This is a genomic window from Nocardia sp. NPDC058499, from assembly GCF_042719915.1.
In the GTDB taxonomy this organism is placed as follows: domain Bacteria; phylum Actinomycetota; class Actinomycetes; order Mycobacteriales; family Mycobacteriaceae; genus Nocardia.
Map to the genome: position 1 here is coordinate 350,289 of NZ_JBHXMZ010000006.1, position 24,842 is coordinate 375,130.

24 protein-coding genes are annotated in these 24,842 nt (G+C 68.8%); 15 read left to right on the forward strand and 9 right to left on the reverse strand.

Annotated elements, in window-relative coordinates; all coding sequences use genetic code 11:
* Positions 1 to 6 precede the first annotated feature (6 nt).
* The 5 genes from ACFWPH_RS20635 (at position 7) to ACFWPH_RS20655 (ending at position 5,605) form a co-directional block, all read left to right on the forward strand.
* On the forward strand, positions 7 to 2,451 hold the full coding sequence (locus tag ACFWPH_RS20635) for a molybdopterin oxidoreductase family protein (protein ID WP_378753280.1): 2,445 nt from the start codon (positions 7 to 9) through the stop codon (positions 2,449 to 2,451).
* Positions 2,452 to 2,602: 151 nt separating this feature from the next.
* Entirely contained in the window at positions 2,603 to 3,664 is a 1,062-nt protein-coding gene (locus ACFWPH_RS20640; protein ID WP_378753282.1) for an NAD-dependent epimerase/dehydratase family protein, read from the forward strand.
* Positions 3,665 to 3,700: 36 nt separating this feature from the next.
* Entirely contained in the window at positions 3,701 to 4,555 is an 855-nt protein-coding gene (locus tag ACFWPH_RS20645) for an SDR family oxidoreductase (protein WP_378753284.1), read from the forward strand.
* Positions 4,548 to 5,261, forward strand: a complete 714-nt coding sequence (locus tag ACFWPH_RS20650; protein ID WP_280416645.1) for a phosphodiesterase — start codon at positions 4,548 to 4,550, stop codon at positions 5,259 to 5,261. The genes ACFWPH_RS20645 and ACFWPH_RS20650 overlap by 8 nt, the downstream gene beginning before the upstream one ends.
* A gap of 56 nt (positions 5,262 to 5,317) precedes the next feature.
* Positions 5,318 to 5,605, forward strand: coding sequence for a hypothetical protein (locus ACFWPH_RS20655; protein WP_378753286.1), 288 nt, complete (start codon positions 5,318 to 5,320; stop codon positions 5,603 to 5,605).
* Between the two features lie 12 nt (positions 5,606 to 5,617).
* Here ACFWPH_RS20655 and ACFWPH_RS20660 read toward each other — a convergent pair whose 3' ends face one another.
* On the reverse strand, positions 5,618 to 6,301 hold the full coding sequence (locus tag ACFWPH_RS20660; protein ID WP_378753288.1) for an NUDIX hydrolase: 684 nt from the start codon (positions 6,299 to 6,301) through the stop codon (positions 5,618 to 5,620).
* A 41-nt stretch (positions 6,302 to 6,342) separates the two neighbouring features.
* Positions 6,343 to 6,993: a transcriptional repressor LexA gene (gene lexA / locus ACFWPH_RS20665; protein WP_378753290.1), complete on the reverse strand. Its 651-nt coding sequence runs from the start codon at positions 6,991 to 6,993 to the stop codon at positions 6,343 to 6,345.
* A 149-nt stretch (positions 6,994 to 7,142) separates the two neighbouring features.
* Here lexA and ACFWPH_RS20670 point away from each other — a divergent pair, with 149 nt between their 5' ends.
* Entirely contained in the window at positions 7,143 to 8,723 is a 1,581-nt protein-coding gene (locus ACFWPH_RS20670; RefSeq protein ID WP_378753292.1) for a Na+/H+ antiporter, read from the forward strand.
* Between the two features lie 4 nt (positions 8,724 to 8,727).
* Here ACFWPH_RS20670 and ACFWPH_RS20675 read toward each other — a convergent pair whose 3' ends face one another.
* The 3 genes from ACFWPH_RS20675 to ACFWPH_RS20685 form a co-directional block, all read right to left on the reverse strand.
* Complete coding sequence (locus tag ACFWPH_RS20675) at positions 8,728 to 9,354, reverse strand: UdgX family uracil-DNA binding protein (protein ID WP_378753294.1); 627 nt, start codon at positions 9,352 to 9,354, stop codon at positions 8,728 to 8,730.
* A 5-nt stretch (positions 9,355 to 9,359) separates the two neighbouring features.
* Entirely contained in the window at positions 9,360 to 9,689 is a 330-nt protein-coding gene (locus ACFWPH_RS20680) for a plasmid stabilization protein (protein ID WP_378753296.1), read from the reverse strand.
* 99 nt (positions 9,690 to 9,788) lie between these two features.
* A complete protein-coding gene (locus ACFWPH_RS20685) occupies positions 9,789 to 10,301 on the reverse strand; it encodes a MarR family winged helix-turn-helix transcriptional regulator (RefSeq protein WP_378753298.1) in 513 nt (170 codons plus the stop codon).
* An 86-nt stretch (positions 10,302 to 10,387) separates the two neighbouring features.
* On the opposite strand from ACFWPH_RS20685, the gene ACFWPH_RS20690 reads away from it, so the two are divergent.
* The 3 genes from ACFWPH_RS20690 (at position 10,388) to ACFWPH_RS20700 (ending at position 13,522) form a co-directional block, all read left to right on the forward strand.
* Positions 10,388 to 12,433, forward strand: a complete 2,046-nt coding sequence (locus tag ACFWPH_RS20690) for an MMPL family transporter (RefSeq protein ID WP_378753300.1) — start codon at positions 10,388 to 10,390, stop codon at positions 12,431 to 12,433.
* Positions 12,434 to 12,549: 116 nt separating this feature from the next.
* Complete coding sequence (locus tag ACFWPH_RS20695; RefSeq protein ID WP_378753302.1) at positions 12,550 to 13,050, forward strand: hypothetical protein; 501 nt, start codon at positions 12,550 to 12,552, stop codon at positions 13,048 to 13,050.
* 100 nt (positions 13,051 to 13,150) lie between these two features.
* Positions 13,151 to 13,522 (forward strand): VOC family protein, encoded by a 372-nt coding sequence (locus ACFWPH_RS20700; protein ID WP_378753304.1) that lies wholly within the window; start codon positions 13,151 to 13,153, stop codon positions 13,520 to 13,522.
* A gap of 126 nt (positions 13,523 to 13,648) precedes the next feature.
* Here ACFWPH_RS20700 and ACFWPH_RS20705 read toward each other — a convergent pair whose 3' ends face one another.
* Positions 13,649 to 14,839, reverse strand: a complete 1,191-nt coding sequence (locus ACFWPH_RS20705) for a DoxX family membrane protein (RefSeq protein WP_378753306.1) — start codon at positions 14,837 to 14,839, stop codon at positions 13,649 to 13,651.
* 464 nt (positions 14,840 to 15,303) lie between these two features.
* On the opposite strand from ACFWPH_RS20705, the gene ACFWPH_RS20710 reads away from it, so the two are divergent.
* The 5 genes from ACFWPH_RS20710 to ACFWPH_RS20730 all read left to right on the forward strand — a co-directional run bounded on the left by ACFWPH_RS20710 (position 15,304) and on the right by ACFWPH_RS20730 (position 21,438).
* On the forward strand, positions 15,304 to 16,272 hold the full coding sequence (locus ACFWPH_RS20710) for an Acg family FMN-binding oxidoreductase (RefSeq protein ID WP_378753308.1): 969 nt from the start codon (positions 15,304 to 15,306) through the stop codon (positions 16,270 to 16,272).
* A 519-nt stretch (positions 16,273 to 16,791) separates the two neighbouring features.
* Positions 16,792 to 18,480 (forward strand): bifunctional 3'-5' exonuclease/DNA polymerase, encoded by a 1,689-nt coding sequence (locus tag ACFWPH_RS20715; RefSeq protein WP_378753310.1) that lies wholly within the window; start codon positions 16,792 to 16,794, stop codon positions 18,478 to 18,480.
* Positions 18,481 to 18,725: 245 nt separating this feature from the next.
* On the forward strand, positions 18,726 to 19,070 hold the full coding sequence (locus tag ACFWPH_RS20720) for a DUF1801 domain-containing protein (protein ID WP_378753312.1): 345 nt from the start codon (positions 18,726 to 18,728) through the stop codon (positions 19,068 to 19,070).
* Positions 19,071 to 19,228: 158 nt separating this feature from the next.
* Positions 19,229 to 19,555 (forward strand): Lsr2 family protein, encoded by a 327-nt coding sequence (locus tag ACFWPH_RS20725; RefSeq protein WP_378753314.1) that lies wholly within the window; start codon positions 19,229 to 19,231, stop codon positions 19,553 to 19,555.
* Between the two features lie 545 nt (positions 19,556 to 20,100).
* A complete protein-coding gene (locus ACFWPH_RS20730; protein ID WP_378753316.1) occupies positions 20,101 to 21,438 on the forward strand; it encodes a lipase family protein in 1,338 nt (445 codons plus the stop codon).
* A gap of 1 nt (position 21,439) precedes the next feature.
* On the opposite strand, the gene ACFWPH_RS20735 is transcribed toward ACFWPH_RS20730, so the two are convergent.
* Together ACFWPH_RS20735 and ACFWPH_RS20740 are read right to left on the reverse strand one after the other, a co-directional pair.
* Complete coding sequence (locus ACFWPH_RS20735) at positions 21,440 to 21,589, reverse strand: hypothetical protein (RefSeq protein WP_378753318.1); 150 nt, start codon at positions 21,587 to 21,589, stop codon at positions 21,440 to 21,442.
* Positions 21,590 to 21,651: 62 nt separating this feature from the next.
* Positions 21,652 to 22,854 carry a cytochrome P450 gene (locus tag ACFWPH_RS20740; protein ID WP_378753319.1) on the reverse strand — a complete coding sequence of 401 codons (1,203 nt, stop codon included), beginning with the start codon at positions 22,852 to 22,854 and terminating at the stop codon, positions 21,652 to 21,654.
* A gap of 199 nt (positions 22,855 to 23,053) precedes the next feature.
* Here ACFWPH_RS20740 and ACFWPH_RS20745 point away from each other — a divergent pair, with 199 nt between their 5' ends.
* Positions 23,054 to 23,656: a TetR/AcrR family transcriptional regulator gene (locus ACFWPH_RS20745; RefSeq protein WP_378753321.1), complete on the forward strand. Its 603-nt coding sequence runs from the start codon at positions 23,054 to 23,056 to the stop codon at positions 23,654 to 23,656.
* 34 nt (positions 23,657 to 23,690) lie between these two features.
* On the opposite strand, the gene ACFWPH_RS20750 is transcribed toward ACFWPH_RS20745, so the two are convergent.
* The gene (locus tag ACFWPH_RS20750) at positions 23,691 to 24,794 is read right to left on the reverse strand and encodes an NAD-dependent epimerase/dehydratase family protein (protein ID WP_378753323.1); all 1,104 of its coding nucleotides are present in this window, start codon (positions 24,792 to 24,794) and stop codon (positions 23,691 to 23,693) included.
* Between the last annotated feature and the right edge of the window lie 48 nt (positions 24,795 to 24,842).

The window sequence follows — 24,842 nt, forward strand, 5'->3', positions numbered from 1 at the left end:
CGGGGTATGGAGAAACGCGACCGTATCGCCGATCCCTGGGGCGACCGGACCCCGTACGCCCCGGGAGACACCTGGCCGGTCCGGGTGGACAGTTATCTGGCCGACGGCGTGGACCCGGCGACCGTGCGCTGGGTGCCGTCGGCGTCGGTGCTGCACTCCAACGGCGACGCGCTGGATATCGCGGTCCGTGACGATCGCATCGTCGGGGTCCGGGGCCGGGGCACCGACCGGGTGAACCGCGGCCGGCTCGGCCCCAAGGATCTGTTCGGCTGGCAGGCCAACTCCGCGGCCGACCGGCTCACTCGGCCGTTGATCCGGGTCGGCGGCGAACTGGTCGAAACCGATTGGGATACCGCGATGCAGCGCGTGGTGCGGCACAGTTCGGCTCTGCTCGCCGAGCACGGCCCCGCCGCGATCGGTTTCTACACCTCCGGGCAGTTGTTCCTCGAGGAGTACTACACGCTCGGAGTGATCGCGCACGGCGCCCTCGGCACCAACCATCTGGACGGCAACACCCGCCTGTGCACGGCGACGGCCGCGGCCGCGTTGAAGGAATCCTTCGGCTGTGACGGCCAGCCCGGTTCCTACACCGATATCGACCACGCCGATACGATCGCCCTGTTCGGTCACAATGTCGCTGAAACCCAGACGGTGCTCTGGTCGCGCATACTCGACCGGCTCGCGGGCGACGATCCCCCTGCACTGCTGTGCGTGGATCCGCGGCGCACGCGGGTCGCCGAATACGCCACGGTGCATCTGGCGCCGCTGCCCGGCACCAACCTCGCCCTCATGAACGCGCTGCTGCACGAGATCGTCGTCAACAACTGGATCGACAGGGCCTACATCGACGCACATACCGTCGGCTTCGACCGGCTCCGCGAGCAGGTGGCGGAGTACCCACCCGAAGTGGCGGAACGGATCTGCGATATCCCGGCCGCCGATATTCGCGCCGCCGCCCGCCTGCTCGGCTCCGCGCGCCGCCTGCTGTCCACCGTGCTGCAGGGCTTCTACCAGTCCCATCAGGCGACGGCCGCCGCGGTGCAGGTCAACAACATCCATCTACTGCGCGGCATGCTCGGCCGGCCCGGCTGCGGGGTACTGCAGATGAACGGCCAGCCGACCGCCCAGAACACCCGCGAATGCGGCGCCGACGGCGATATCGCCGGATTCCGCAACTGGGCCAACGACACCCATATCGCCGACCTGGCCCGGATCTGGAATCTGGACCCCGGGCAGCTTCCGCACGACCGCCCCCCGACACATGTGATGAAGATGATGGACCTCGCCGAAGAGGGCAGTCTGCGAATGTTGTGGGTGAGCGCGACGAATCCGGCGGTTTCGCTGCCCGAACTCGCCCGCATCCGCGACATCCTGTCCAGTGCGGGGTTGTTTCTCGTGGTGCAGGATATGTTCCGCACCGAAACCGCCGAACTGGCCGATATCGTGCTACCGGCCGCGGGCTGGGGTGAGAAGACCGGCACGTTCACCAACGTCGACCGCACCGTGCACCTGTCCGAACGCGCGGTCGACCCGCCCGGCGAGGCCCGCGCCGACCTGGACATCCTGCTGGATTACGCCCGGCGAATGGATTTCCGCGACCGCGACGGCGCACCCCTGCCCGCCTGGCGCGACGCCGAATCCGCGTTCGACGCATGGAAACAGTGCTCGGCGGGCCGCCCCTGCGACTACACGGGCCTCACCTACGAAAAACTACGCGGCGATTCGGGGATCCAATGGCCGTGCACCGCGACCGCACCCGACGGGACCGAACGGTTGTATACCGATGGCACATTCTGGAGCGACCCCGATTACTGCGAGTCCTACGGCAAAGACCTGATCACCGGCACCCCGCTGAAACCCGCCGAATACCGGGCGCTGAATCCGGACGGCAAGGCGATCATCAGATCCGCCGGCTACCTGCCACCCGCCGAGCAGCCCGATGACCGGCGCCCCTTTGCGCTGATCACCGGCCGCACGCTGTACCACTTCCACACCCGGACCAAAACCGGCCGGGTCCCGCAATTACAGGCCGCTGCACCCGAGGTGTGGGTGGAGATCTCCGGTGCCGACGCTGAACGTGACGGTATCGCCGAAGGCGATCAGGTAGAGGTCGGCACGGCACGCGGTGTACTCCACGGGCGCGCCCGGGTGAGCGGGGTCCGCCCCGGTGTGCTGTTCGTACCGTTCCACTACGGGTACTGGGACGCCGACGGCCGGGGGCACGACCGCGCGGCCAACGAACTCACGATCACCGACTGGGACCCGGTGTCCAAACAACCGCTGTTCAAGACCGCCGCGGCCACCTTGCGTCGTCTCGACCGCGGAACCGGCCCGGCCCCCGCGCCGACCAACACGGCCTCGGCGCCGCTGGACGATTCGGTGCATCGGACAGCTGGGGGAGCGCCCGCGCAGGCCGGCAGCGAAACCCCTGTCCGCACTGCAGGCGGCTGAGCCGAGCGCGCCGCTCTGCCCCGTCGGTCCCCACTGCACAGGCTGGACCGCCTCGACGGGGGGTGCCGCACGAGTTCGCCGTGATCAGCGGGTGTTGTGCGTCCGGATCGGGGTAAGCCGGTAGCTCGACCCGATACAGCGAGGAGAACCGATGCGCGTAGTGGTCACGGGGGCGACCGGCAATGTGGGGACCGCGGTGCTCGACGCCCTGTCCACCACACCTGAGGTGACCTCGATCGCCGGCCTGGCCCGGCGCAGACCCGCCGCGGAACGGCCGGGGGTGGAATGGGTGGCCGCGGATGTCCGGTCGACCGATCTCGCGGCGATCTTCCGCGGTGCGGACGCGGTGATCCATCTGGCGTGGGCGTTCCAGCCGACCCGGCGGCCACTGGACACCTGGCGTACCAATGTGGGTGGTACCGAACGTGTACTCGACGCCGTGGCGACCGCCGGGGTGCCGGCCCTCGTCTACGCGTCGTCGATCGGCGCGTACTCGCCGGGTGCCGGCGATACACCGGTCGACGAGGCCTGGCCCACCGAAGGTTGGCCCGGGGCCTCCTACATGGTCGAGAAGGCCTATGTCGAGCGGGTCCTCGACCTGTTCGAACAGCAGCACAGCGAATGCCGGGTGGTCCGGATGCGACCGGCGTTCATCTTCCAGCGCGCGTCCGCGAGCGAACAGCGCCGCCTGTTCGCCGGACCGCTGGTGCCCAACCGGCTGGTGCGCCCCGAACTGCTTCCGGCACTGCCGTACCCGCGCGGGTTGCGTTTCCAGACCCTGCACAGCGCCGACGTGGCCACCGCCTACGCGGCCGCGGTGGTGGCCGATGTGCGGGGTGCGTTCAATCTGGCCGCCGAACCGGTCCTCGACCGCGTCGAGATCGAACGCACCCTGGGGGTTCGTGCCCTCTCGGTGCCGCCGCGCCTGGTCCGCACCGCCCTGGCCGGTGCCTGGCATCTGCACCTGGCACCGGCAACCCCCGGCCTGTTCGACGCCCTCCTGCATCTACCTGTCCTGGATACGACCCGGGCGCGCACGGAACTCGGCTGGACACCGCGCACCGCCGCCACCGATACCCTGCGGCTTTTCCTCGACGCGTTCCGGCGCGGCACCGGCGGACCGACCCCGCCGCTGGCACCGGACGCCGGCGGCCCGGCCCGGTACCGCGAATTCGGCTCCGGCGTCGGCGGCCACGATCCGGTCGGCGAATAGCTGTGTCACCGCGCCCGGACCGGGTAGCCGCCCGCCATGGCTACTATCGCTCCCTTACCGAAAGAACGTATCGGCGCGCCCTTGCGTGCGGTGGTGACCGGCTCCGATTCGGGTATCGGCCGGGCCGTCGCGGTGGCATTGGCCGGTGGCGGCGTCGACGTGGGCATCACGTATCACACGGACGAGTCCGGGGCCGCGCATACGGCCGAGCTGGCCCGTGACCGGGGCGCCCAGGCCGCCGTCCGGCAGCTCGACCTGGACGATCTGCCGACGAGCACGGCCGCGATCGACGAACTCGCCGGCGAACTGGGCGGGCTGGATGTCCTGGTGAACTGCGCGGGCACCGGATCCTCGCAGAAGGCGATGGATATGGATTTCGACACCTGGCGCCATGTGCTCTCCGTCGATCTCGACGGGGCGTTCCTGTGCACCCAGCGGGCGGCCCGGCATATGATCGACGCCGGTCGCGGCGGCCGGGTCGTCAATATCACCAGCGTGCACGAGCATGCGCCGAAGGTCGGGGCGGCACCGTATTGCGCCGCCAAAGCAGGTCTGGGTGCACTCACCAAGGTGCTGGCGCTGGAGCTGGCCGAGCACGACATCACCGTGAACTCCGTGGCGCCGGGCGAGATCTCGACGCCGATGACCGGCCAGGACGATGCCGACCCGCGCGAGCATCCCCGGCCGGGTCTACCGCTGGGCCGTCCCGGTCACGCCGACGAGGTGGCCTCGGTGGTCGCGTTCCTCGCCACCCCGGCCGCCGGCTATGTCACCGGCGCCTCCTACGTCGTCGATGGCGGGATGCTGCTCATGGGCCCGCAAACCAGTCAGCTGGTCGGCGACGAGAGCTGGCGCCGTCCGGGCGCGGCCCAGGAGGTGGCCGATGTTTGATCCGATCACACCTGTGGTGCGGACCGCGTTCGATACCGGCGCGCGGTTGCGGCACGCCCGCTTCTTCCACCCTCGCGGTATCCGCCTGGCCGGGCGGTTCCGGGCCGAACCCGAATTCGAGGAGCTGTTCGGCAGCGGTGACCGCGCGGTGATCGCCCGCCTGTCCAAGGGCACCGGTACTCCCGGCACCGTGCCGGATATTCTCGGCATCGGCTTCCGCGTCCTCGCACGCGACGAACACCCCTGGGATTTCGCACTCGCCACCACCGGGCGCGGTATGGCCGGCCGGTTCGTGGTGACCCCCGCGCGCGGATGGTCGCACGCCCGCTACGGATCCCTGCTGCCGTATCGTTTCCCCGATTCGAGCCTGCGCTGGATCTTCGCCGATCCGGTCGGGCCGCAGCCCGGCAGTGCCGCGCTCGGCGAACTCGAACAGCATCTGCAGGAGCACCCGTTCGATTTCGAGATCACCGCGGCGGGTTTGCGCTCACGTCCGCGGACGGTCGGTGAGCTGGCCTTACGGCTGGCGGACCCGGAGGAACACCGGACGGATTTCTTCGATCCGATGCTCAACCATCCCGAGGACGTGCAACCCGTACCGCAGGTGGTGCAGCGTCTGCGCGAGGCCGCCTACACCGGTAGCCGGCGCGGTCGCGGCGCCGAGGACCGCGAGACCGGGCGGGCCACCGGAACGATCCCCGGCTGAGCCGGTGATTCGGTGACAACCTGTTTCGACCGAGCACACCGGGCAATCCGGCGACCATGAACGGAACCGATGACACCGGTCAGGAATCCGCCGAGGTCTCCGAATGGGCGAGCGTCCCGCCGACCGAGGAACAACTGGACGAGGACGAACTGGCCGCCGACCCGCTGGAAGAGGGGATGGACCCACCCGACGACTGGTCCGCGGCCGACCGCTACGCGACCACGCCCCGCGAACAGCGCGAGGGGGAATCCCTGGGCGAGCGGCTGGCCGAGGAGCGTCCGGATATCGTCGCGGAGGGGGAGCGTTCGGGGACCGCCCCGGACAGGGACCGTCGCCGCGAGTGATCCGGTTCCAGCTCAGTGATGGGTCCAGTCGGGCTGCAGGAAATGCGCGACCCGGGCCGCCGCGGACCGCCGCCCGAGCAGGACGACCTCCCGGAACTGCCAGAGCATCGCGCCCGTCGGCGCGTGGATGGTCATATCGGGGGCCAATCGCATCTGCAACAGGCCGGTCTCCGGGGTTGCCGGGGTATCGGTATCACCGCGGCGTACCCAGCGCGGTGTTCCTTCGGCGGCCAGACTGTGCAGGTCCACGAAATGTACGGAGTGCACTTCGTCGGCGCTGGGATCCAGATCCGCGATATCGCTCAGTGTCGTGACGATCGGCGTGATGGCGAAACCGGAGGCGGCCGGGAAATCGTCGAGGATCCCGAGCACATCGGCGGGATCGGCGACGAGACCGAGTTCTTCGTGCAGTTCGCGGGCGGCAGCCCGTTCGAGGGTTTCCCCACGCTCCACCCGGCCACCCGGCAGACCCCACTGCCCGGCATTGCGACCCCGGTAGGCGCGTTTGATGACGATTACCGCCGGGCCGGCGCCGTTGTCCACCACGCACAGTGCCACCGCGGCGCGGCGGGCCGCCAGATCGTCCGGAACGGCGATGCGGTCGAACGTGTTCAGCCGGGCGTGGGCGAGCGTGCGGAATTCGTCGATACTGTCGGGGACCCGAGGTCCCGGGTCGGCGGCCATGAATTCGATCATGCCCCATCCGCGGGGAGCGCCGGTCGCCGCCTCCGGCGCCGTCACATCCGCCGCATCACCGAAACCACCTTGCCCAGCACCACGGCGTGGTCACCGTCGAGGACCGGATAGGCGGGATTGCGGGGTTCGAGATAGCTATGCCCGCCGCGGCGGCGGTACACCTTCACCGTGGCCTCCCCGTCCAGCATCGCGGCGACGATCTCACCGGACTGCGCCTCGGGTTGCTGCCGCACCACGACCATATCGCCGTCGCAGATGGCGGCCTCCACCATGGAGTCCCCGCGCACCCGCAACCCGAATACGGTGCCCCGCCCGACCAGTTCCCGCGGCAGCGACAGCACATCGTCGATATGCTCCTCGGCGGTGATCGGGGTGCCCGCGGCGATATCGCCGACTACGGGCACCGATACGGCACCCTCCCGATCCGCCGATCCGCCGCCCTGCCCGGTGTTCAGGAACAACCGCACATCCATGGGCCGCGCCATACCGTCACCGCGCCGCAGGAAACCCTTCTCCTCCAGGCTTTTCAGATGCCTGGACACCGAGGATCCCGACCGCAGCCCCACCGCGTCGCCGAGCTGGCGGGTACTCGGCGGATAACCGTGCCGGATCACCCACTCCTGGATGGCCGCGAGGATGCGGCGCTGACGGTCGGGCAGGACGGAGGTGTCGAGGTGGTCGTATTCGGTCACCGCAGCATCGTATGACCTGGTACCGACGACGATGACGAGTGTGCTGCCCGAACGGCCGCCGGCCGGAAATCCGCGCCCGGATGCCGATTTCGCCGCGCCCCGGCATTGCGCCCCGCCGGGAGGCCCCGCATCTCGCAGACTGGACCGTTATGGACCAGTTGGTGCTGACGTTCACGCTGCTGTTCGCCGCGGTCCTCGCCGAGGCCCTGGGCCGCCGGATCGGCGTGGCCTCCGCGGTGCTGATGACGCTGTTCGGCTGCGTGCTGGCGCTGCTGCCGTTCGTCCCCGAGATCCGGATCCCACCGGAACTGATCTTGCCGCTGGTGCTGCCACCCCTGCTCTACGCCGCCGCCCGCCGCACTTCCTGGCGGCAGTTCGCGGAGAACTGGGAACCGATCGTGTTGCGTGCGGTGGGTTTGGTGATCGCCACCGTCGCGGCGGTCGCCGCGGTGTTCCATGCCTGGTACCCCGGCCTGCCGCTGGCCGCGGCCATTGTGCTGGGGGCGATGGTCGCGCCGCCGGATCCCGTGGCCGCGACCGCGCTGGCCGGGCGGCTCGGGTTACCGCGGCGGCTGGTGGTCGTGCTCGGCGGCGAAGGACTGTTCAACGATGTCACCGCGATCGTGATCTATTCGGTGGCGATCGAGGCGGTGGTCACCGGCCGTTTCTCGGCAGCGCATGCCGGCCTCGAATTCGTCGTCTCCGCCGTGGTGGCGGTGGCCGTCGGGCTACTGCTCGGCATGCTGGGCAGCAAACTCACGCGATACCTCGCGGAGGCGAGCTGGCAGGTGGCGTTGACCCTGCTGCTGCCGTTCGCGGCCTACGGGCTCGCCGAATCGTGGGGTGGATCCGGCGTCCTGGCGGTCCTGGTGTGCGCCCTGTACCTGACCGACGCGGCGACCGAATTCGGCGATACCGCCTATCGCATGGCGGGTGAATCGTTCTGGGATATCACCGAGCTGCTGATCAGCGGCTTCGCCTTCGGGCTCATCGGCCTCGAACTGAGCGCGGTCCTCGCCGCCACCGGCGACGAGTGGCCGCAATTGGTTGCCGTCGCCGCCGCGGTGGTGGCCGTGGTCGTAGTCCTGCGGCTCATCTGGCTGACGGTGACCTGGTGGCTGCGGGGTGCCTGGTGGCACGACGAAGACGCCGACGAGCCCTACACCTGGCGGGAAACCGTGGTCACCTGGTGGACCGGTATGCGCGGTGTGGCGACCGTCGCGCTGGCACTGGCCATTCCCTTGTCCACCGAAGCGGGCGCCGATTTCCCCGGCCGCACCCAGATCCTGTTCATCGCGTTCGTGGTGGTGCTGTTCACCCTGCTCGTGCAGGGGCCGACGCTGCCGCTGATCGTGCGGCTCACCGGTGTCCACGCCGATACCCGCGCCGAACGCCGGCTGGAACGCCAACTGTGGAAACGCGTCGTCGACGCCGAATTGGCCCGCCTCGAGGAGCTCGCCGAATCCGAGGACGTCCCCGTCGAACTCTACGAACGGCTACGGGAAGGCGTTCGCAAACGGATGGCCCGGGCCGACCCCGAAGCCGCAGGCGAGGAGGCACGGGCCCTGGCCGAACGCGAGGCGCGAATGGCCGCCACCGTCAAGCGGATCAGAAACGAACTCGCCGAAGCAGGCCGGCGCGAGGCCTTGGCCGCGCGCCGCGAACCGGGGATGCCACCCGATCTGGTGGACCGGGTCACCCGGCGACTGGATCTGGGAACCGGCCGCTGAGCGATCACTGCCGCCCGGTTTCGCGGATATACGCCAGATCGTCGAGGAAATCCGCATAGGCGGTCTTGCGGTCGGGTGCGCGCAGTACCGACGACGGGTGCACGGTGGCGGTGATCCGGTAATCCGGCCGCTGCACCATCTGCCCGCGGAGTTCGCCGACGGTGGCGGACGGTCCGAGCACCGCCTTGGCGGCGACCGCGCCCAGGCATACCACCAGCTCCGGTGCCACCAGCTCGAGTTCGGTCGCCAGCCAGGCCGAGCACGCCACCACCTCGGTACGGCTGGGCTGCTTGTGGATGCGGCGTTTACCGCGTTCGGCGAATTTGAAATGTTTGACCGCGTTGGTCAGGTACACCGTTTCCCGGTCGAAACCCGCCTCGCCGAGTGCCCGGTCCAGGAGCCGGCCGGCCGGGCCGACGAACGGCTGGCCCTGCGTATCCTCCTGATCGCCGGGCTGTTCACCCACCATCACCACCGACGCGTCCGCGGGACCTTCGCCGAACACGGTCTGGGTGGCGTTGCGGTACAGATCGCATCCGCGGCAGCCCGCGGCCGCCGCCCGGACGGTGTCCAGATCGGCGTCGGCGGGGACGAACTCGGCCGCACCGACCGGTTTCGCGGTGGTACCCATCGCCGTTACGACCGGCCCAGCGCGTCGGCGAGTTCGTCCTTGCTCATCTTCGAGCGGCCTTGTATCCCGCGGCGCCGTGCCTCGTTGTACAACTGATCGCGGGTCTGGCCCTTAGGTCCGCTGCTGTGCGACCGTTTCCCACCGCGGCGCTGCGGCGAGATATCCCGGGTGGACGAGCGGCTAGCGGTTTTCGACTGGCCGGATTGCGCCCGGTTCTTGTTGACCGTGCGTGCGGCGATCTCCTTCGCCCGTTTCGTTCCCGTGCCGCGATCCTGCTCGGAATCCTTGATGTGCTCGTATTGCCGTTCCTGTTTACCGGTCCATTCCTTCGGCATGACACACCTCCTGTCGGTGGCGTATACCCGGCCGCCGCCGTCGCAATCAGCCGTACCCGTCTACCGCGGTATACGCAGGGAGTTCGGGACCGTCCGGGTTCAGCCGCCGGACGGCCGCTCGTCGGTCAGCGCGGTGTGGTGTTCGCGCATGGCGGCGACCACCGCCTGGAGTACGCGATGGGCGGCGCGCAGATCGTCGGTCGGCAAGGCGGTCATGGCGGTGCGGGTGCGCACGCCGAGCGGGCCGAAGAATTCCCCGGCCACCGCCATCCCGTGCTCGGCGTAGTGCAGCAGGACGCGCCGGCGGTCGCGGGAATCGATCTCGCGCTCGATATGACCGGAGGCGATCATCCGTTCCACCAAGTACGTGATGGCGGCGGCGGACAGCCCCATGAGTTCGCGGAGTTGCCCCGCGGTGAGCGGGCGGCCTTCGGCGTCGGCGGTGGCGATATGCATGAGGGCGCGGAAATCGGTGCTGCGCAGCGCATGCGAATGGGCGAAGAGGTGGGCGATCTGCTCGGAGATCGCGGTGAGCGCGCGGATATCGGTGGCGATATCGGTTTCGGCGGAGTTGCGCGCCGCGGCATCGGCCGGTTCGCCTGCTGGTGTCACGCTCGGTGGTCCTCCCTGTTCTGATCGGCGCACCGAGTGTAGTCGGCGTTTTGCGTATTATTTAAGTTTCTGAAATAGTTGGCCGGGTGAATGCGTGGGAGCGCTATGCCGCACTGGTCACCGGCCGCCGTTCGTGGTGGCTACTCGTCGCCGTCGTCCTGGCGGCCTGCGCGGCGATTCTCGGCGCCGGTAGCAACGACGACGCCGGCCGCGCGCCGACCTCGCTACCGGAATCGTCGGAATCCGCGCGGGTGAAGGCCGCGGTGGCCGAATTCCCCGGTGGTGCGGACGCCCCGGTCATCATCGTGATCAGCCGGGCCGACGGCGGCCGACTATCCGAAGCCGACCTCGCGGCGGCCGAATCGGCTGTCGGCAAGGTCGCCGGTACGGGGGAGGGCGGCCCCGGGCTCGTCCCCTCGCCCGACGGTGCCGCCGCCCTGGGGCGGGCGAGCGTCTCGGCCGAACTCAGCGGCGAAACCCTCACCGCGGAGATCGACCGGCTCCGTGCAGTGGCGGCGCAGCAGACCCCGCCCGGACTGATCATGCAGATCACCGGCGGTCCAGCCTTCGGCGCCGATATCGCCGATTCGTTCGCCGGCGCGGACATCACCTTGCTGGCGGTCACCGCACTGGTGGTCGCGCTGCTGCTGATCATCACCTACCGGTCCCCGGTGCTGTGGCTGCTCCCGCTGCTGGTGATCGGTGTCGCCGACCGGACCGCCATCGGGGTCGGCACCGCGCTGGCCCGGCTCACCGGCCTGAGTTTCGACGGCTCCACTTCGGGCATCACCAGTGTTCTCGTCTTCGGCGCCGGTACGAACTATGCGTTGCTGCTGATCTCCCGTTATCGCGACGAACTGCACCGCTACCGCGACCACCGGCAGGCACTGTACGAAGCGGTGCGCCGCGCCGGCCCGGCGATCCTGGCCAGCAATATCACCGTGGTCCTCGCACTGTGCACCCTGCTGCTGGCGACCCTGCCGAACACCCGGTCACTGGGGTTGATGGCCGCGGCCGGACTGCTGGTCGCCGTGGTGTTCGTCCTGGTGGCGCTGCCGCCCGCGCTCGCACTGTGCGGCCGGAACGTATTCTGGCCGTTCGTTCCCCGGTTGCGCGAAGACGACATCACCGACCGGGGCGTCTGGCATCGGATCGCGACCTGGGTGGTGGCCCGGCCGGTGGCCGTCTCGTCGGCCGCGATAGTCGTCCTGCTCGGCTGCTGCGCCGGTCTTTTCGGTGTGTCCATCGGGTTGTTGCAGACCGAGCAATTCCGGGTCGAGGCGGAATCGGTCGACGGTTTCGATACCTTGGCCGCGCATTTCCCGTCCGGATCGTCCGATCCGACGATCGTGCTGGCCCGCGCGGGCACCGCCGACGAGGTTCGCGGGGCCTTGTCGACTGTTCCCGCGATCTCGGCGGTGAACCCCGCCGGGAGCCATGCGGGTACCGACCGGTGGATGGTCACACTCGAGGCCGCGCCGGAATCCGCGCAGGCCTTCGACACGATCGAGCAGATGCGCGCGGCGCTGGCCGATGTGCCCGCGGCGGAAGCGCTGGTGGGCGGCAGCGACGCTCAGGCCCTCGATACCCGCGATGCCGCCCGCGGTGATCAGTTCCTGGTCATCCCACTCATCCTGGTGGTGGTCTTCGCGGTGCTGCTGGTGTTGCTTCGTGCCGTCCCCGCCGCCGTGCTGCTGATCGCGGTCACCGTGCTGAGCGCTCTCGCGGCCCTCGGGCTGGGCAGTCTGGTGGGCACCCACCTGTTCGGATTCCCGGCATTGGACACCACGACACCGCTGTTCGCCTTCCTCTTCCTGGTGGCGCTGGGCGTCGACTACACCATCTTCCTGGTGACCCGGGCCCGCGAGGAAACCCCGGATCACGGCACCGTCGGCGGTATGGTGCGCGCGGTTTCGGCGACGGGTGCGGTGATCACCAGTGCGGGTATCGTGCTCGCGGCGGTGTTCTGTGTGCTCGGAGTGCTGCCGCTGATCACGCTCACCCAGCTCGGGATCATCGTCGGTATCGGCATCGTGCTGGACACGTTCCTGGTGCGCACCGTGGTCATTCCGGCGCTGTTCACCGTTGCCGGCCCGAAGGTGTGGTGGCCGAACGCGCTCGCGCACAAGTGAAACGGACCCGCTTGACACCGATGGAGTAGGCAAGGCTAACCTGCCCTCGGGGTGGTGCCCGGCGCCACCCTCGGTCTATTCGACGCTGTACTGGGCGACCAGTGAAAGAGGGACATATGCTGACCGTCCACGAAAACGGTGTACCGCTGAACATCTCGTATGCCGACCTCATGAAGTACCACGGCCCGGGATTCCCCGGCGGCGTCGCCCACGCCTACTGCGCCATGCAGCAGGCCGTCGCCGTCCTCGGCGAGGTCGAACGCCGTGAGATCACCGTCCGCACCGCCTTCCCCGGACCGGGCGGCCGGGACGCCGTCGAGATGACGCTGCGGGCCGTCACGGGCGACCGTTTCACCGTCGACTCCGAACTCGCCGCGACCTCCCGCGGGACCACCCTCGCCCGCTATGTCTGGGAATTCGGCTACCGCGGCAGGACCGTGCGGGTGCAGCTGCGTGATGCGGGGTTCGTCACCGACGAGTTCATCGCACTCGGCGCGAAAACCGGCCGGACATCCGAAGACGAGGCCCGGCTGACGGTACTCAAGCAGGAGATGGCCGAACGGCTGCTGACCGCGGCCGTGGGCGACGTCTACGAGGTGGTCGCGACAACTCCCTGACCGGTGACGACCTCGGCGGACCGGGGGAGCGGCGACGTTTTTCACCGCGTCCGCCCGGGTATGCCGTGATCGTTGTCCGGTTGTGGAAGGAGGGCCACCGATGGCCGCCGAAGGTGTCGAGGGTTTGCGCACAGTCGTTCTGGACTGCCCGGACCCGTGGAAACTGGCCGAGTTCTATCTGGGCGTGCTCGGCGGGGAGATCGTCCGGCCGGAAAGCGACGACACCTGGGTGGCTATGACCGACCCGCAGGGCCGCCGCCTGGCCTTCCAGCTCTCCCCGCAGTACCGGCCGCCGCAGTTCCCCGACCCGGCAGGATCTCAGCAGATCCACCTGGATATCCGGGCGGGCGATATGGAGGTCGCCGAATCCGCGGTGCTCGCCCTCGGCGCGACCCTCATCCAGACGACGGACAACTTCCGGGTGTACACAGACCCGGTAGGACATACTTTCTGCTTGGTCCGGCCCGAGTAACCGCGTGTCCTCGGCGGCAGGTGTGGCACGGCTTGTGCGGTTGGAGCAGCCGCCGCGCGCAATTCGGCCCCGATAAACCGAATGCCCGGGCATGGTGAGCATGCCCGGGCATTCGGACTATCGACTTCAGCGGTGTTTCGCCGCGTCCGCCCGGCCCTTCCGGTAGGCCTTCTCCAGCTGCGCCCGCTGCTTCTTCAACTGAGCGCGCTGCTCCTTGGCCGCCGCACCCAGTTCACCGCCCCGATTCTTCGAGTAGTCGGCGAGACCGGCCGCCCGCTTCCTGGCGGCCTCGGTCAACTCCGGCCCCTTGGTCTGGGCGGTGCCGGCGAGTTCGTTGCCCCGATGCTTCGCGGTCTCGGCGACTTCCTCGCCCCGGTGCTTGGCGGCATCGGCCAGCCTCGACGCCCGCTGCTTCGCCGACTCGGCCCATACCGGGCCCCGCGCCTGCGCTGTATCGGCCAATTCGCTGCTCCGGTGCTTAGCGATATCGCCGATCTCGGCGGCGCGGCTCTTGGCGGCCTCGGTCCACCCGGGCCCGCGAGTCTGCACTGTATCGGCCAGTTCACCGCCGCGATGTTTCGCGACCTCGGCCAGTTCACTGCCCCGGTGCTTGGCGATATCCGCCCACTCGGACCCGCGGTGCTTGGCCGCTTCGGCCCAATCCGGGCCGCGCTCGCGGGTCAGCTCGGCCAGCTCGGCCCCCTTGCCGGCGACGGTGCCCGCCAGCTCCTGGCCTCGGCTCGCCGCGGTACCCGCGACCTCCTGGCCGCGCTCCGCGGCCTGTTGCAACTGGTGGCGCACCGCCTCACCGGACCCGTTACGCGCGGACGCGCCGACCGGCAGCGCCCCGCCGACCGTGGACGCGGCCTTACGGGCGGCCCGCCGGCCCCGCCAGCCCAGCGACGGTTTGCCCGCGGTATCCGCCGCGGCGATCATCAGCCCACCCAGCAGGCCCATATCCTTCAGGAACGCGGTCCGCTTGGCGGCCTTGCGGGCGGGGTCGGTTTCGGCCCAGAAATTCTGTTCGGTGACCGTCGCCGGAACCACGGTCGCCGCCAGGGCCAGCGCCGCGGGCCGCGGTGCCTTCCCCAGCGCCAGCAGCGTGCCGCCCGCAATCTGGACCGCCGCCGTCACCTTGACCATCGTGTCCGGGTCGGAGGGAAGCGACGATGCGATATTCGACGGCAGGGATTCCTGCCCCTTCACCACCAGGTTCGACGCTTCCTGTACCCGTGATTGCGGATGCATCAGGGTTTCGACGCCGTTCGCGACGAACGTACTCGCCAGCAGCGGCCGGGCAAGCCGACGTATCAGCATGGTATGCATCCCTTTCCTCGGTGTATCGCATCTGTCACAGCCGGAAACCAGGGGAGGTTGCCCAGCGTACTGGCGATCTACCCGGCATTCGGTACGGGAAACAGCGGGGCCTCACGCGTGTCGCGCGCGCTATACCCCGCGAACCGGCACCGCGGCGGTCATGTCCAACATCACACCCGCGGCCCGCTGCGCGGCATGGTGTGCGGCCGGGTCCGGAACCTCATGGTGCGCTACGGAATCCGGCACTGCGATAGGCCCGGATCGAAGCGAGTCGCGAAAACCTGCCCGATACCTCCATGCCGGCTCCGGCGCGAATGTCTACCCTCGGGACCAGCGCAATCGCCGTCGCGGCCGCGACCAACCGGCCGGCGTGCCGCGGTGATCACGTCGTCGTCCGGGTGCCGGTGTGGCCGGCCGCCGGACCACATCCGGAAAAGTTCTGTGATCGGAAGGACGCATCACACATGTTCGCCGCGATCCCGGATAGTGAGGCCCTCGATATCGCCCTCGGTCTCGCCGTCCGAGCTCCGTCCGTCCACAACACCCAGCCGTGGCGGTGGCGTCCGACCCCCACCGGGATCCAGCTCTTCGCCGACCCCGATCGCCACCTCACCGCTACCGACCCCTACCAGCGGGCCCTGATCATCAGCTGCGGCGCCGCGCTACACCATCTGCGGACAGCTCTGGCCGCGCTCAGCTGGTCGACCGGTGTGGAGTACTGCCCGGATCCCACCGACCCCGATCACCTCGCCACCGTGCACACCACCCGGCAGCGCCCCTCGACCGCCCAGATCGAACAGGCCGCCGCTATCCTTCTGCGGCGCACCGACCGCCGCCGCTATCTGCCCCGCCCCATCCCCGCCGGGCATATCCGCGCACTCGCCGCCCAGGCTTCCGCCTACGGCGCCGCGGTCCGGCAGGTCCCGGATCCCCTCCTTCCACGTCTGGCCGACCCCATGCGCCACGCCGCCGAACTGCACAGTGCCGACCCCGCCTACCAGGCGGAGATCGCCCGCTGGAGTGGTCCGGGCCGTGCCGCCGACGGCGTTCCGGTCCGCAACGCCCCCGCCCCCCGGCACACCGGCGAGATCCCGGTCCGCGGCTTCGCCGAGCCTGCCCTGCTCGACCCCGCCGACCAGCCCGACGGCGCGCAATGGCTGGTCGTGGGCACCCCGTATGACGATCGCCGCGCCCAATTGCGCGCGGGCGAAGCGATCAGTGCCCTCCTGCTGACCGCGACCGGGCTCGGCCTGGCGACGAGTCTGCAGACCGAACCGCTCGGCATGCTCGATTCCCGTCAGGAGATCCGCACCGGACTCCTGCACGACTGCGCGTACCCACAGGCAATGGTCCGCGTCGGCTGGGCGGCCGGTAGCTTGGCCCCACTCGCCGAAACTCCACGCCGACCGGTAGCGGACGTCATGGCCGCCTGACTTGTGGTCGGTGAGGCTGTTCCGGCCCTCGCCGGTGGTAGGGGAGTCGCTTCAAGCATCGCGATCGGGTAGCCCAAGGGTTCACGACGTTCATTTCCTACGGCAATCGGGGTTCAGTCGCCGCTTCCATGCTGCCCTCGCCGACTCCGCCGCCACCGCCGACCGGAACCCGGCCGTACAGCCGGCCGCCGAAACCGAAGGCGCCCCGGAACGGGCCGAGCGGTCGGCTACCGAACGACCGCGCCGAGTGCGCCGACTGCGCCGACTGCGCGGTTGCCGGCATGGTCGTGCGATCGGTTGGATGATCGGCCGACTTCGCTCTGCGCCTGCTGCGCCTGGTTGAGCCTGCTGGGCCTGGCTCTGCGGCGATCCAGGGTTGGTGCTGGACCTGCTGTGCCTGTTGCAGGTGGCGGGCAAGGCAGGTTCTGTGTCGATACATGGATATGCGCATTCAACTATTGATCCGAATCGCGCTGAACCGAACCCGAGGTTGTCGGACGCCGATGCCAGACTCGGGACGTGCGGTGGGCGGTGGCGGAGACGGGTGACGGTGGTGCGGTGCTGTGCCCGCTCGGTCCGGACGGCCGGCCCGCGGGAGCGGTGGTCCGCGAGCCGTCGCTCGCCGAGGCGGTGCGGAAGCGCCCCGAGGTCGAGAGATGGGTGTGGCGTTCCACTGCGGGTATCTACCGATCGCTCCTGGTGGCGGATGTGCGGGTCGAGCGCTGTTACGACGTGGAAGCCGCGGAGGCCTTGCTGATCGGATACGAGGAAGGTCAGGCCGGGCAGGCCCGGTCCTTGGCGGCCGCTTGGGCGCGCCTGCACAACCTGCCGGTGCCACGGGATGCCCCGGCGCGGGCTGCCGAGCTCCAGCCGTCGCTGTTCGAGTCGGGCCCGGTGCCGCTACCCGCTGGAACGGACGAATTCACCGCCCTGCTCGAGGTCTACGCAGGCCAGCTCGCCCGCACGGCGGCCACCGAGCATCCGGACCGGATGCGGCTGCTGCTGGCCGCGGAATCCGCGGGCATGCTGGTCGCGGCGGAGATGTCGCGGTCCGGTATCCCGTGGCGCGCCGATCTCCACCGCGAGTTACTGGACACGCTGCTGGGGGAACGCTATCCGGGCGGATCGCAGCCCCGCCGGATGGCGGAACTGGCCGACGAAGTATCGCGGGCGTTCGGCGCCAGGGTCCGGCCGGATCTTCCCACTGACATCATCAGGGCCTTCGCCCGTGCCGGAATCGAGTTGTCTTCCACCCGCAAATGGGAGCTGCAACGCGTGGAACATCCGGCGGTGGAGCCGCTGCTGGCCTATAAAACCCTGTACCGCCTCTACACCGCCCACGGCTGGTCCTGGCTGGAACAGTGGGTACACGACGGACGCTTCCGTCCCGAATATCTTCCCGGCGGCACGGTTTCCGGTCGCTGGACCACCAATGGCGGTGGTGCCCTGCAGATCCCGAAAGTGATCCGCCGGGCGATCCGCGCCGATCCGGGCTGGCGCCTGGTGGTCGCCGACGCCGACCAGTTGGAGCCGCGGATACTCGCCGCCGTCTCGCGCGACCCGGGGCTCATGCAGGCGGCCGGCCGGGTCGACGATCTGTACGCGGATCTGGCGGCACGCGGCTTCGGCGGTGACCGTGCGCAGGCCAAACTCGCGCTACTGGGCGCCATCTACGGCCAGACTTCCGGCGACGCCCTGACCCATCTGGCCGGCCTGCGGCGCCGTTATCCGGCGGCCGTGGCCTATGTCGACGAAGCGGCGCGGGCGGGCGAAGAGGACCGGCTGGTGCGGACCAGGCTGGGGCGGACGTGCCCGCCGGTATCGGTCGAGACCCCGGACCGGCAGGAGCTGCCGCCCGGCAGCGAATACGGCACAAGCTCGGCCGCCCGTGCCCGGGGTCGTTTCACCCGGAACTTCGTGGTGCAGGGGAGCGCTGCCGAGTGGGCTCTGCTGGTCCTGGCGGGTCTGCGCCACGCGATCATCCGTGCCGGGCTCCGCGCCGAACTGGTCTTCTTCCAGCACGACGAGGTGATCGTGCACTGTCCGCACGAGGAGGCGACGCAGATCGCCGATATGATCGCCACCGCGGCCGATACCGCGGGCCGGCTGGTTTTCGGGCCGACACCGGTGCGGTTTCCCTTTTCGACGTCGGTAGTGGAGTGCTATGGGGACGCCGGACAGGGCTCGGCCGGCGCGCCGATCTCATGAGCAGCAGGGCGGCCCAGAGCTATGCGGGTAGGCTCGCCCGCTCCGGTGCAGGGGTCGCGAGAACATCGAATTCGACCCGCCGAAAACCGGATTCGGTGAATACTCGTCCCTGTGCCCGGCGCAGGAGCGCCCGGGCCCAGGGCGGCCGGCGGCGATACCGGCCGCTGATCGACTTCGCCTCCTACAGCACCACGCCGGCCCCTCGGCGCCGACCGTCGGCGCCATCGAATTTCCAGGAGCACTCCATGAACGACGAAGTAACCCAATACATCGACAGATTGCCGCCGTGGCAGATCGACGTGTGCCGCCGGTTGCGCGCCATGGTCCACGAGACGATCCCCGGCGTCGAAGAGCAGATCCAGTACGGCAAACCGCATTTCCTGAAGAACGGGCAGCATGCGGCCTTGATCCATGCGGCCAAGAGCAAGGTGTCGTTCATGGTGTTCAACGCTGCGGAGATCGCGGCGGTCAAGGGAGTGCTCAGGTCGATGGGTACCGGTGAGCGCAAGACTGCCGATATCGCCGAGGGGCAGGATATCGACTACGACCTGCTGGCCGGGTTCTTGGCGAAGGCGAGTAGCAGCCTCTGATCGGCCTGCTGTGTCGAAACACTTCGGGGCCCGACACTGTTGTGGTGGCGTGGTTTTCGGATCGGCGGCTCGCCCGGCGTTGCTCATGATTCCCGATACCGGTGACTGCTACTGTGCCGCGGGAAGTTTGGGCGATCCGGTGAGTGGAGGTATGGAGCGTGGCGCGCAAAGTTGTTGTCACTGTGGTCGATGATCTGGACGGCGAGTCCGCGGCGGCGGAGACCGTATCGTTCGGTATCGACGGAGTGCTGTACGAGATCGACTTGACCGAGGCGAATGCGCGGGAGTTCCGGGCGAGCATGGCGAAGTGGGTGCCGTTCGCCCGTAGAGTGGGCGGCCGCGGCCGGCTCAAAGGGCTCGTGGCCGGACGGTCGAAGGACGCGAAAACGGTGCGTGAGTGGGCGCGGAACAACGGTCACGATGTGCCGGACCGCGGCCGGATCCCCTCGGCTGTGCAGGAGGCCTATCTGCGCGCCGCGAGCTGATCGTATAGAAGCCGGCTCGCTACCCGGCCCGCAACGGCGTCGCCGGGAGCACCCCGGCGTCTGCCGGCCATGGATTCGGCATACCGGTCGATCGTCGCCGAGCGCTGCGTAGTCACCGTTGCTCGGCACCGCCGGGTCGGTTAGTGGTCCGGAAAGGTGCTGCGAGCGAGGTGATTACCGCCGAGTCGGGGCCGGATTGCCGGTTTTCCCCACCGGATACGGCGGCTGCATCGGCGCCGTTGTCGCGGGTGAGGCGATCGACTCCGCGGTTGCGGATGACAGGATTCCGGATGATCTCGGGGGTGTGGTCGGCGAAGCGTCCGATCAGCGCGTCAGGATCGGTTGCGTTGCCTCGATGCCCTGGGCGTCGAGCCGGTGTCCGCAGGGGCCGGTGCGGACTCGGTGCCCGAATGGCCGTATGGACAGCCTGGGTAACTATGTTACTGTCCGGTAAGTCGCAGCTGTGACGTGCTTCATCGGGGCGCGGCCGTGCGGCCCGGGCCACTCCGGCAGGGGGCCTGGGGAAGAGTTATGGAGAGGCATCTATGGACCGGCATGGGCGGAGTACCCGGCGGAGAGTGCTGCCACGGGGCGTTCGGGTCACTGCGGCCGTGGTGGCCGTCGCCTGCGCCGCCGCGGTGGCAGTGGTGGCGACCCGGCAACCCGAGGCCGCGGCCGCGCCCGGCGACTTCTACAGTCCGCCCGCGCAGATCCCGGCCGAGCCCGGCACGGTGATCCGGACGCAGCCGATGTCGCTGCTGGCCACGCTGCCCTCCGAGCAGGGGTGGCCGGGCAAGGCGGAACACATCATGTACACCACTCGGTTGCAGGACGGCTCGCCGGTCGCGGTCACCGGGACCTATATCGATGCGGCGGGTCCGTGGCTGGGAGCCGGTCCGCGGCCGACTGTCGTGATCGGACCCGGTACGTCGGGTCAGGGCGACCGGTGCGCGATGTCGAAGGCCTTCTCGACGGGGATCACGATCACCACCGATCCCTCGCCGTCCTTGTCGGCGAATCAGGAGCTGCCGTCGTCGGCGGTGTGGAGTCGCCTCGGCGCGCGCGTATTGGTAACCGACTACATCGGGCTGGGCACCCCGGGTATCCATACCTATGCGAACCGGATCGAGGAGGCGCATGCCGTCCTCGACGGAGCGCGGGCGGCCAACAATCTGGCCGGCACCGGTCCCGATACGCCTCTGGTGTTCTGGGGTTACTCCCAGGGCGGCGGGGCCGTCGCGGCGGCGGCGGAGATGCAGCCCGATTACGCGCCCGAGTTGAATCTGAAGGGCACCTGGGCGGGTGGCCCGGTGGCGGATCTGGCCGCGATCCTGGAGCGGATCGACGGGGCCCTCATCGGCGGGGCGATCGGATTCGCCGTCAACGGGATGCTGGCGCGCTATCCCGACCTGGAAAAAGCGGTCGACCGGGTGACCAGCCAGTACGGCCGCGACACCCTGGCAGCGCTGAGCGACGCCTGTATCGGCGACATCATCACCCGCTACCCGTTCCTGAAGACCAGTTCTCTCACGCGCGATGGGCAACCGCTCAGTGCCCACCTGCAGGCGATCCCGGAAGCCGCCCCGGCCTTGGCCGACCTCCGGGTGGGCACCCTGACGCCGGCCACACCGGTGCTGATCACCAGCGGACGTAACGACGACACCGTCCCGTACAACCAGGCCCGGCAGCTCGCCGACGACTGGTGCGCCAAGGGGGCGACGGTCGAATTCCGGACGAACGAGCTGCCACCGCTGCTGCCCGGAACCACCATCCCCAATCATTTCGGCCCCGAGATGATCGACGGGTTCGGGCCCGACAACGCGATCACTTACCTGCTGGACCGTTTGGCCGGCACACCGATCCAGGGCTGCACCATCGACTGAGTCAGCGGATCACCATGCCGCCGCCGACGGCGAGGATCTGTCCGGTGACATGGCTGGTGTCATCGGACAGCAGGCCGGCAATGGTGGCGCCCCGGGCCGATACGCGTGCTGCGCCGGTGACGATGTACCCCCGGTCTTCGAGATCGTGCACAGCGATATTTCCCCTTCGATCGTTGCGGACGACCGTGCGTCCGCTGTGTGTCCGGGGACCGGTCAGAGTAGGACCGCGGGCATGGTGTCCCACCCGCGGACAGTCGAGGTCGTCGACATCCGGGCCGCGGTGAGGTCGACGTCCCATTCCGGGAAGCGTCGTAGCACCTCTTCGAGGGCGATACGTCCTTCGAGGCGGGCCAGGGCGGCGCCGAGGCAGAAATGTGCGCCGATCCCGAATCCGAGATGGGGTTGCGGCGGGCGGTGGATTTCGAAAAGGTCGGCGTCGGGCGGGAATCGGCGGTGGTCGTGGTTGGCTGCTCCGATGAGAAGCATCATGACGCTGCCCGCGGGTACGCGGTGGCCGTAGTGTTCGATATCGCGGGTGACGTAGCGTGCGGCATGGGGCGCCGGTGGTTCGAGACGGAGTAGTTCCTCGATGGCCCGGGGGATCAGTCCAGGATCCTCGGCGAGTTCGCGGCGTTGATCGGGGTGTTCGGCGAGGACCTTGCCCGCCCAGCCGATCAGCCGTGTCGTGGTCTCGTTGCCGGCGCCGGCCACCACGTTCACATACATCAGCAGTTCGTCGCGGGTGAGCCGCCGTAAGGTACCCGTTTCGTCCTCGAATTCGACATTGAGCAATTCGGTCACGATGTCGTCGGAGGGATGCTTTTCGCGCCAGTCGATGTATTCGGCGAAGATCCGGCCGTCGTCCAATCCGTCCGCGGCTGCCGTCATGGGGCGGCCGTCTTCGGTGGACACCTGGGAATTGGAGTGGTCCCGGACCGCCTCCTGGATTTCTTCGGGGATACCCAGGAGCATGCAGATCACCCGCATGGGCATGGGGGCGCCGAGGTCGGCGATGAAATCGAATCCGGCGCCGCCGACGAGGGGATCGAGGCTGCGGGCGCAGAATTCGCGCACCATCGGTTCCAGCCGGCTGATCGTGCGGGGTGTGAACATCCGGGCCACGAGCCGGCGATGGATATCGTGGCGGGGCGGGTCCTCCATCACCAGCAGGCCCGGCGGGATCTCGATACCCGCCTTGATCAGTTCCAGGACGTTGCCGCGGCCGGAGCTGTAGGTGGTGGTGTCGGCGAGGCAGCTGTTGACATCGGAATACCGGCTCAGCGCGTAGAAGTCGTGTTGTTCGTTGTAGTACAGCGGTTTCTCTTCGCGGAGCCGGGCGAACATCGGGTACGGGTCGGCGATGAGACCCGTGTCGTAAGGATCGAAGAAGACTTCGCTGGTTGCGGGGACGGTCATGGCCGTCGCTCCTCTCCGGGAGATACACCCCCAAGAGCATCGGTTCACGCCAGTGGCTCGGTGGGCACCTTCGGCGACGCGGCCGGTCCGACACCGTAGGTGCCGGTCCGCATCTGGGATACGGACTCGTAATCAACATACGTGTTCGTATGTGAAATTGTCAGCCGTATGCGACTTTTCGCTTTGGCAGGATGGTGCGATGGTGGAGCGCTGGACTCGGGAACGACGCACCGAGCACACCCGTACCCTGCTCGTGGACGCGGCGCAGGAGGTTTTCGCCGACAAGGGTTTCGGTGCGGCGAGCCTCGATGACATAGCGGCTGCCGCCGGCTACACGCGTGGCGCGATCTACGTGCACTTCAAGGCGAAGGAAGACTTGTTCCTGGCCGTGCACCAACGGTATCGGCGGCGTTTCTTCGACACCTTCACCGAGCTGCTGGCCGCGGTCACCGAAATCGGCGAGGCAGAACTCGCCGAGATCGCGGGACGCTGGCGACGCCTCGCCGAGAACGGCGGCACCCAGCAGGCCGCGCTCGGCTACGAATTCACCCTCTACCTGCTCCGGAACCCCGAGGCCCGCGCCCGCGTGGTGCCGCAGCAGCAGCGGGTCCACGACGAGCTCACGGCCTTCATCGTCGAAAGCCTCGGCAAGCTCGGTGCCACCCTCGCGATGCCGGCATCCGTCTTCGCGCAGATACTGATCGCCACCAGCGACAGCATCATGCTGGCCGCCGAACTGAACGACACCGATCTGTACCGGCCGGTCCTCGAGCTGTATACGGCGGTCATCACCGTGGCCTGACCGGCAATTCGACGGCTCCCGGCCAGCGGTGGATTTATCCGTTACCTCGGGCAAGGGCTTGGGGGCCGTATCGGGACGCGATCAGGGACCAGGGTTCGGCGTAGGGGCCGCGGTGTTCGAGGCGCCGCTGCAGGGCCAGGGCTGTGCGGATGGTCGGCCGCAGGAGGGGGCCGGTTGTCCGGAGGGCGGCGCGCAGGAAGCGCGGTTGGGATTCGGCGACCCAGGCGACCGTCTCCGGCCAGTCGTGCTGTTGGAACTCCAGCAGCGCTTGTGATTCCGTGGTGTCGAACCAGCCGGTGAATGCCCATCCGCGGTCGTCGCCGGGGTCGCCGGGCAAGCTTGCCGACGGTCCGAGCCGGCCGATGCCCATGGCTTCGAACATGGAATCCTCGACATCGCGGTGGGTGTGGACATAGCTGTCGTTACCGGCGATGAGCAGCACCTTGCCGTCGATGCTTGCGCGGCGGTCGGCAGCATTGGCGAAGGCCAGTGCGACGTCGCGGGCATCGACGCCGTGCAGCCTGTTGTCGCCGGGGGTCGCGCGGATGAGTACGAGATGATCCGCGTTGATACCGGCGGTGGCATCGGGGGACAGCACACCGCCCAGCCGCAGGAATGCATGGGGCAGACCGCTGCGGGCGATGACGCCCTCGGCCAATACCTTGTCCTCGCCGTACTGGTCGATCGGGGCCACCGGTGTTTGCGCGGTGATGCGTTCGGGATGACGATGCGGATTGCGGGAACCGTAGACCGCGGCGCTGGAAGCGAACAGCAGCATTGGTGCGGCCGGTAGCTGCCGACCGGCGTGTACCAGGTTATCGGTGCCGCCGACGTTGATCTGCCGGGCCAAGCGGGGATTGCGATAGGACTGCGGGGAGAACATCGCGGCCAGATGGATGATCGTGCCGGGGCGGTGGTCGCCGACGAGTACCTCGAGGGCGTCGCGGTCGAGCAGATCGGCGAAGTGTGTACGCAGGGCACCCGGTTGTTGTGCCGCGGCCAGTTTTTCCGCGGTGGCCAGGGCGGTATCGGTGCGTAGATCCGTGGCCACCACCGTATGTCCCCTGGACAGCAGGAGTTCGGTGACGCGTTTGCCGACCTGGCCGAATGCGCCGGTGACGAGGACGGGAGCGCTCATGGTGCCTTCTTTCACGCCGGCCCCGCGGGAAAGGCTGTGCTGCCATGG

Coding starts and splice junctions, on each gene's coding strand:
- ACFWPH_RS20635 (WP_378753280.1), top strand. CDS start 7: ATGGAGAAACGCGACCGTATCGCCGATCCCTGGGGCGACCGGACCCCG.
- ACFWPH_RS20640 (WP_378753282.1), top strand. CDS start 2,603: ATGCGCGTAGTGGTCACGGGGGCGACCGGCAATGTGGGGACCGCGGTG.
- ACFWPH_RS20645 (WP_378753284.1), top strand. CDS start 3,701: ATGGCTACTATCGCTCCCTTACCGAAAGAACGTATCGGCGCGCCCTTG.
- ACFWPH_RS20650 (WP_280416645.1), top strand. CDS start 4,548: ATGTTTGATCCGATCACACCTGTGGTGCGGACCGCGTTCGATACCGGC.
- ACFWPH_RS20655 (WP_378753286.1), top strand. CDS start 5,318: ATGAACGGAACCGATGACACCGGTCAGGAATCCGCCGAGGTCTCCGAA.
- ACFWPH_RS20660 (WP_378753288.1), bottom strand. CDS start 6,301: ATGATCGAATTCATGGCCGCCGACCCGGGACCTCGGGTCCCCGACAGT.
- ACFWPH_RS20670 (WP_378753292.1), top strand. CDS start 7,143: ATGGACCAGTTGGTGCTGACGTTCACGCTGCTGTTCGCCGCGGTCCTC.
- ACFWPH_RS20675 (WP_378753294.1), bottom strand. CDS start 9,354: ATGGGTACCACCGCGAAACCGGTCGGTGCGGCCGAGTTCGTCCCCGCC.
- ACFWPH_RS20680 (WP_378753296.1), bottom strand. CDS start 9,689: ATGCCGAAGGAATGGACCGGTAAACAGGAACGGCAATACGAGCACATC.
- ACFWPH_RS20695 (WP_378753302.1), top strand. CDS start 12,550: ATGCTGACCGTCCACGAAAACGGTGTACCGCTGAACATCTCGTATGCC.
- ACFWPH_RS20700 (WP_378753304.1), top strand. CDS start 13,151: ATGGCCGCCGAAGGTGTCGAGGGTTTGCGCACAGTCGTTCTGGACTGC.
- ACFWPH_RS20705 (WP_378753306.1), bottom strand. CDS start 14,839: ATGCTGATACGTCGGCTTGCCCGGCCGCTGCTGGCGAGTACGTTCGTC.
- ACFWPH_RS20710 (WP_378753308.1), top strand. CDS start 15,304: ATGTTCGCCGCGATCCCGGATAGTGAGGCCCTCGATATCGCCCTCGGT.
- ACFWPH_RS20720 (WP_378753312.1), top strand. CDS start 18,726: ATGAACGACGAAGTAACCCAATACATCGACAGATTGCCGCCGTGGCAG.
- ACFWPH_RS20730 (WP_378753316.1), top strand. CDS start 20,101: ATGGACCGGCATGGGCGGAGTACCCGGCGGAGAGTGCTGCCACGGGGC.
- ACFWPH_RS20740 (WP_378753319.1), bottom strand. CDS start 22,854: ATGACCGTCCCCGCAACCAGCGAAGTCTTCTTCGATCCTTACGACACG.
- ACFWPH_RS20745 (WP_378753321.1), top strand. CDS start 23,054: ATGGTGGAGCGCTGGACTCGGGAACGACGCACCGAGCACACCCGTACC.
- ACFWPH_RS20750 (WP_378753323.1), bottom strand. CDS start 24,794: ATGAGCGCTCCCGTCCTCGTCACCGGCGCATTCGGCCAGGTCGGCAAA.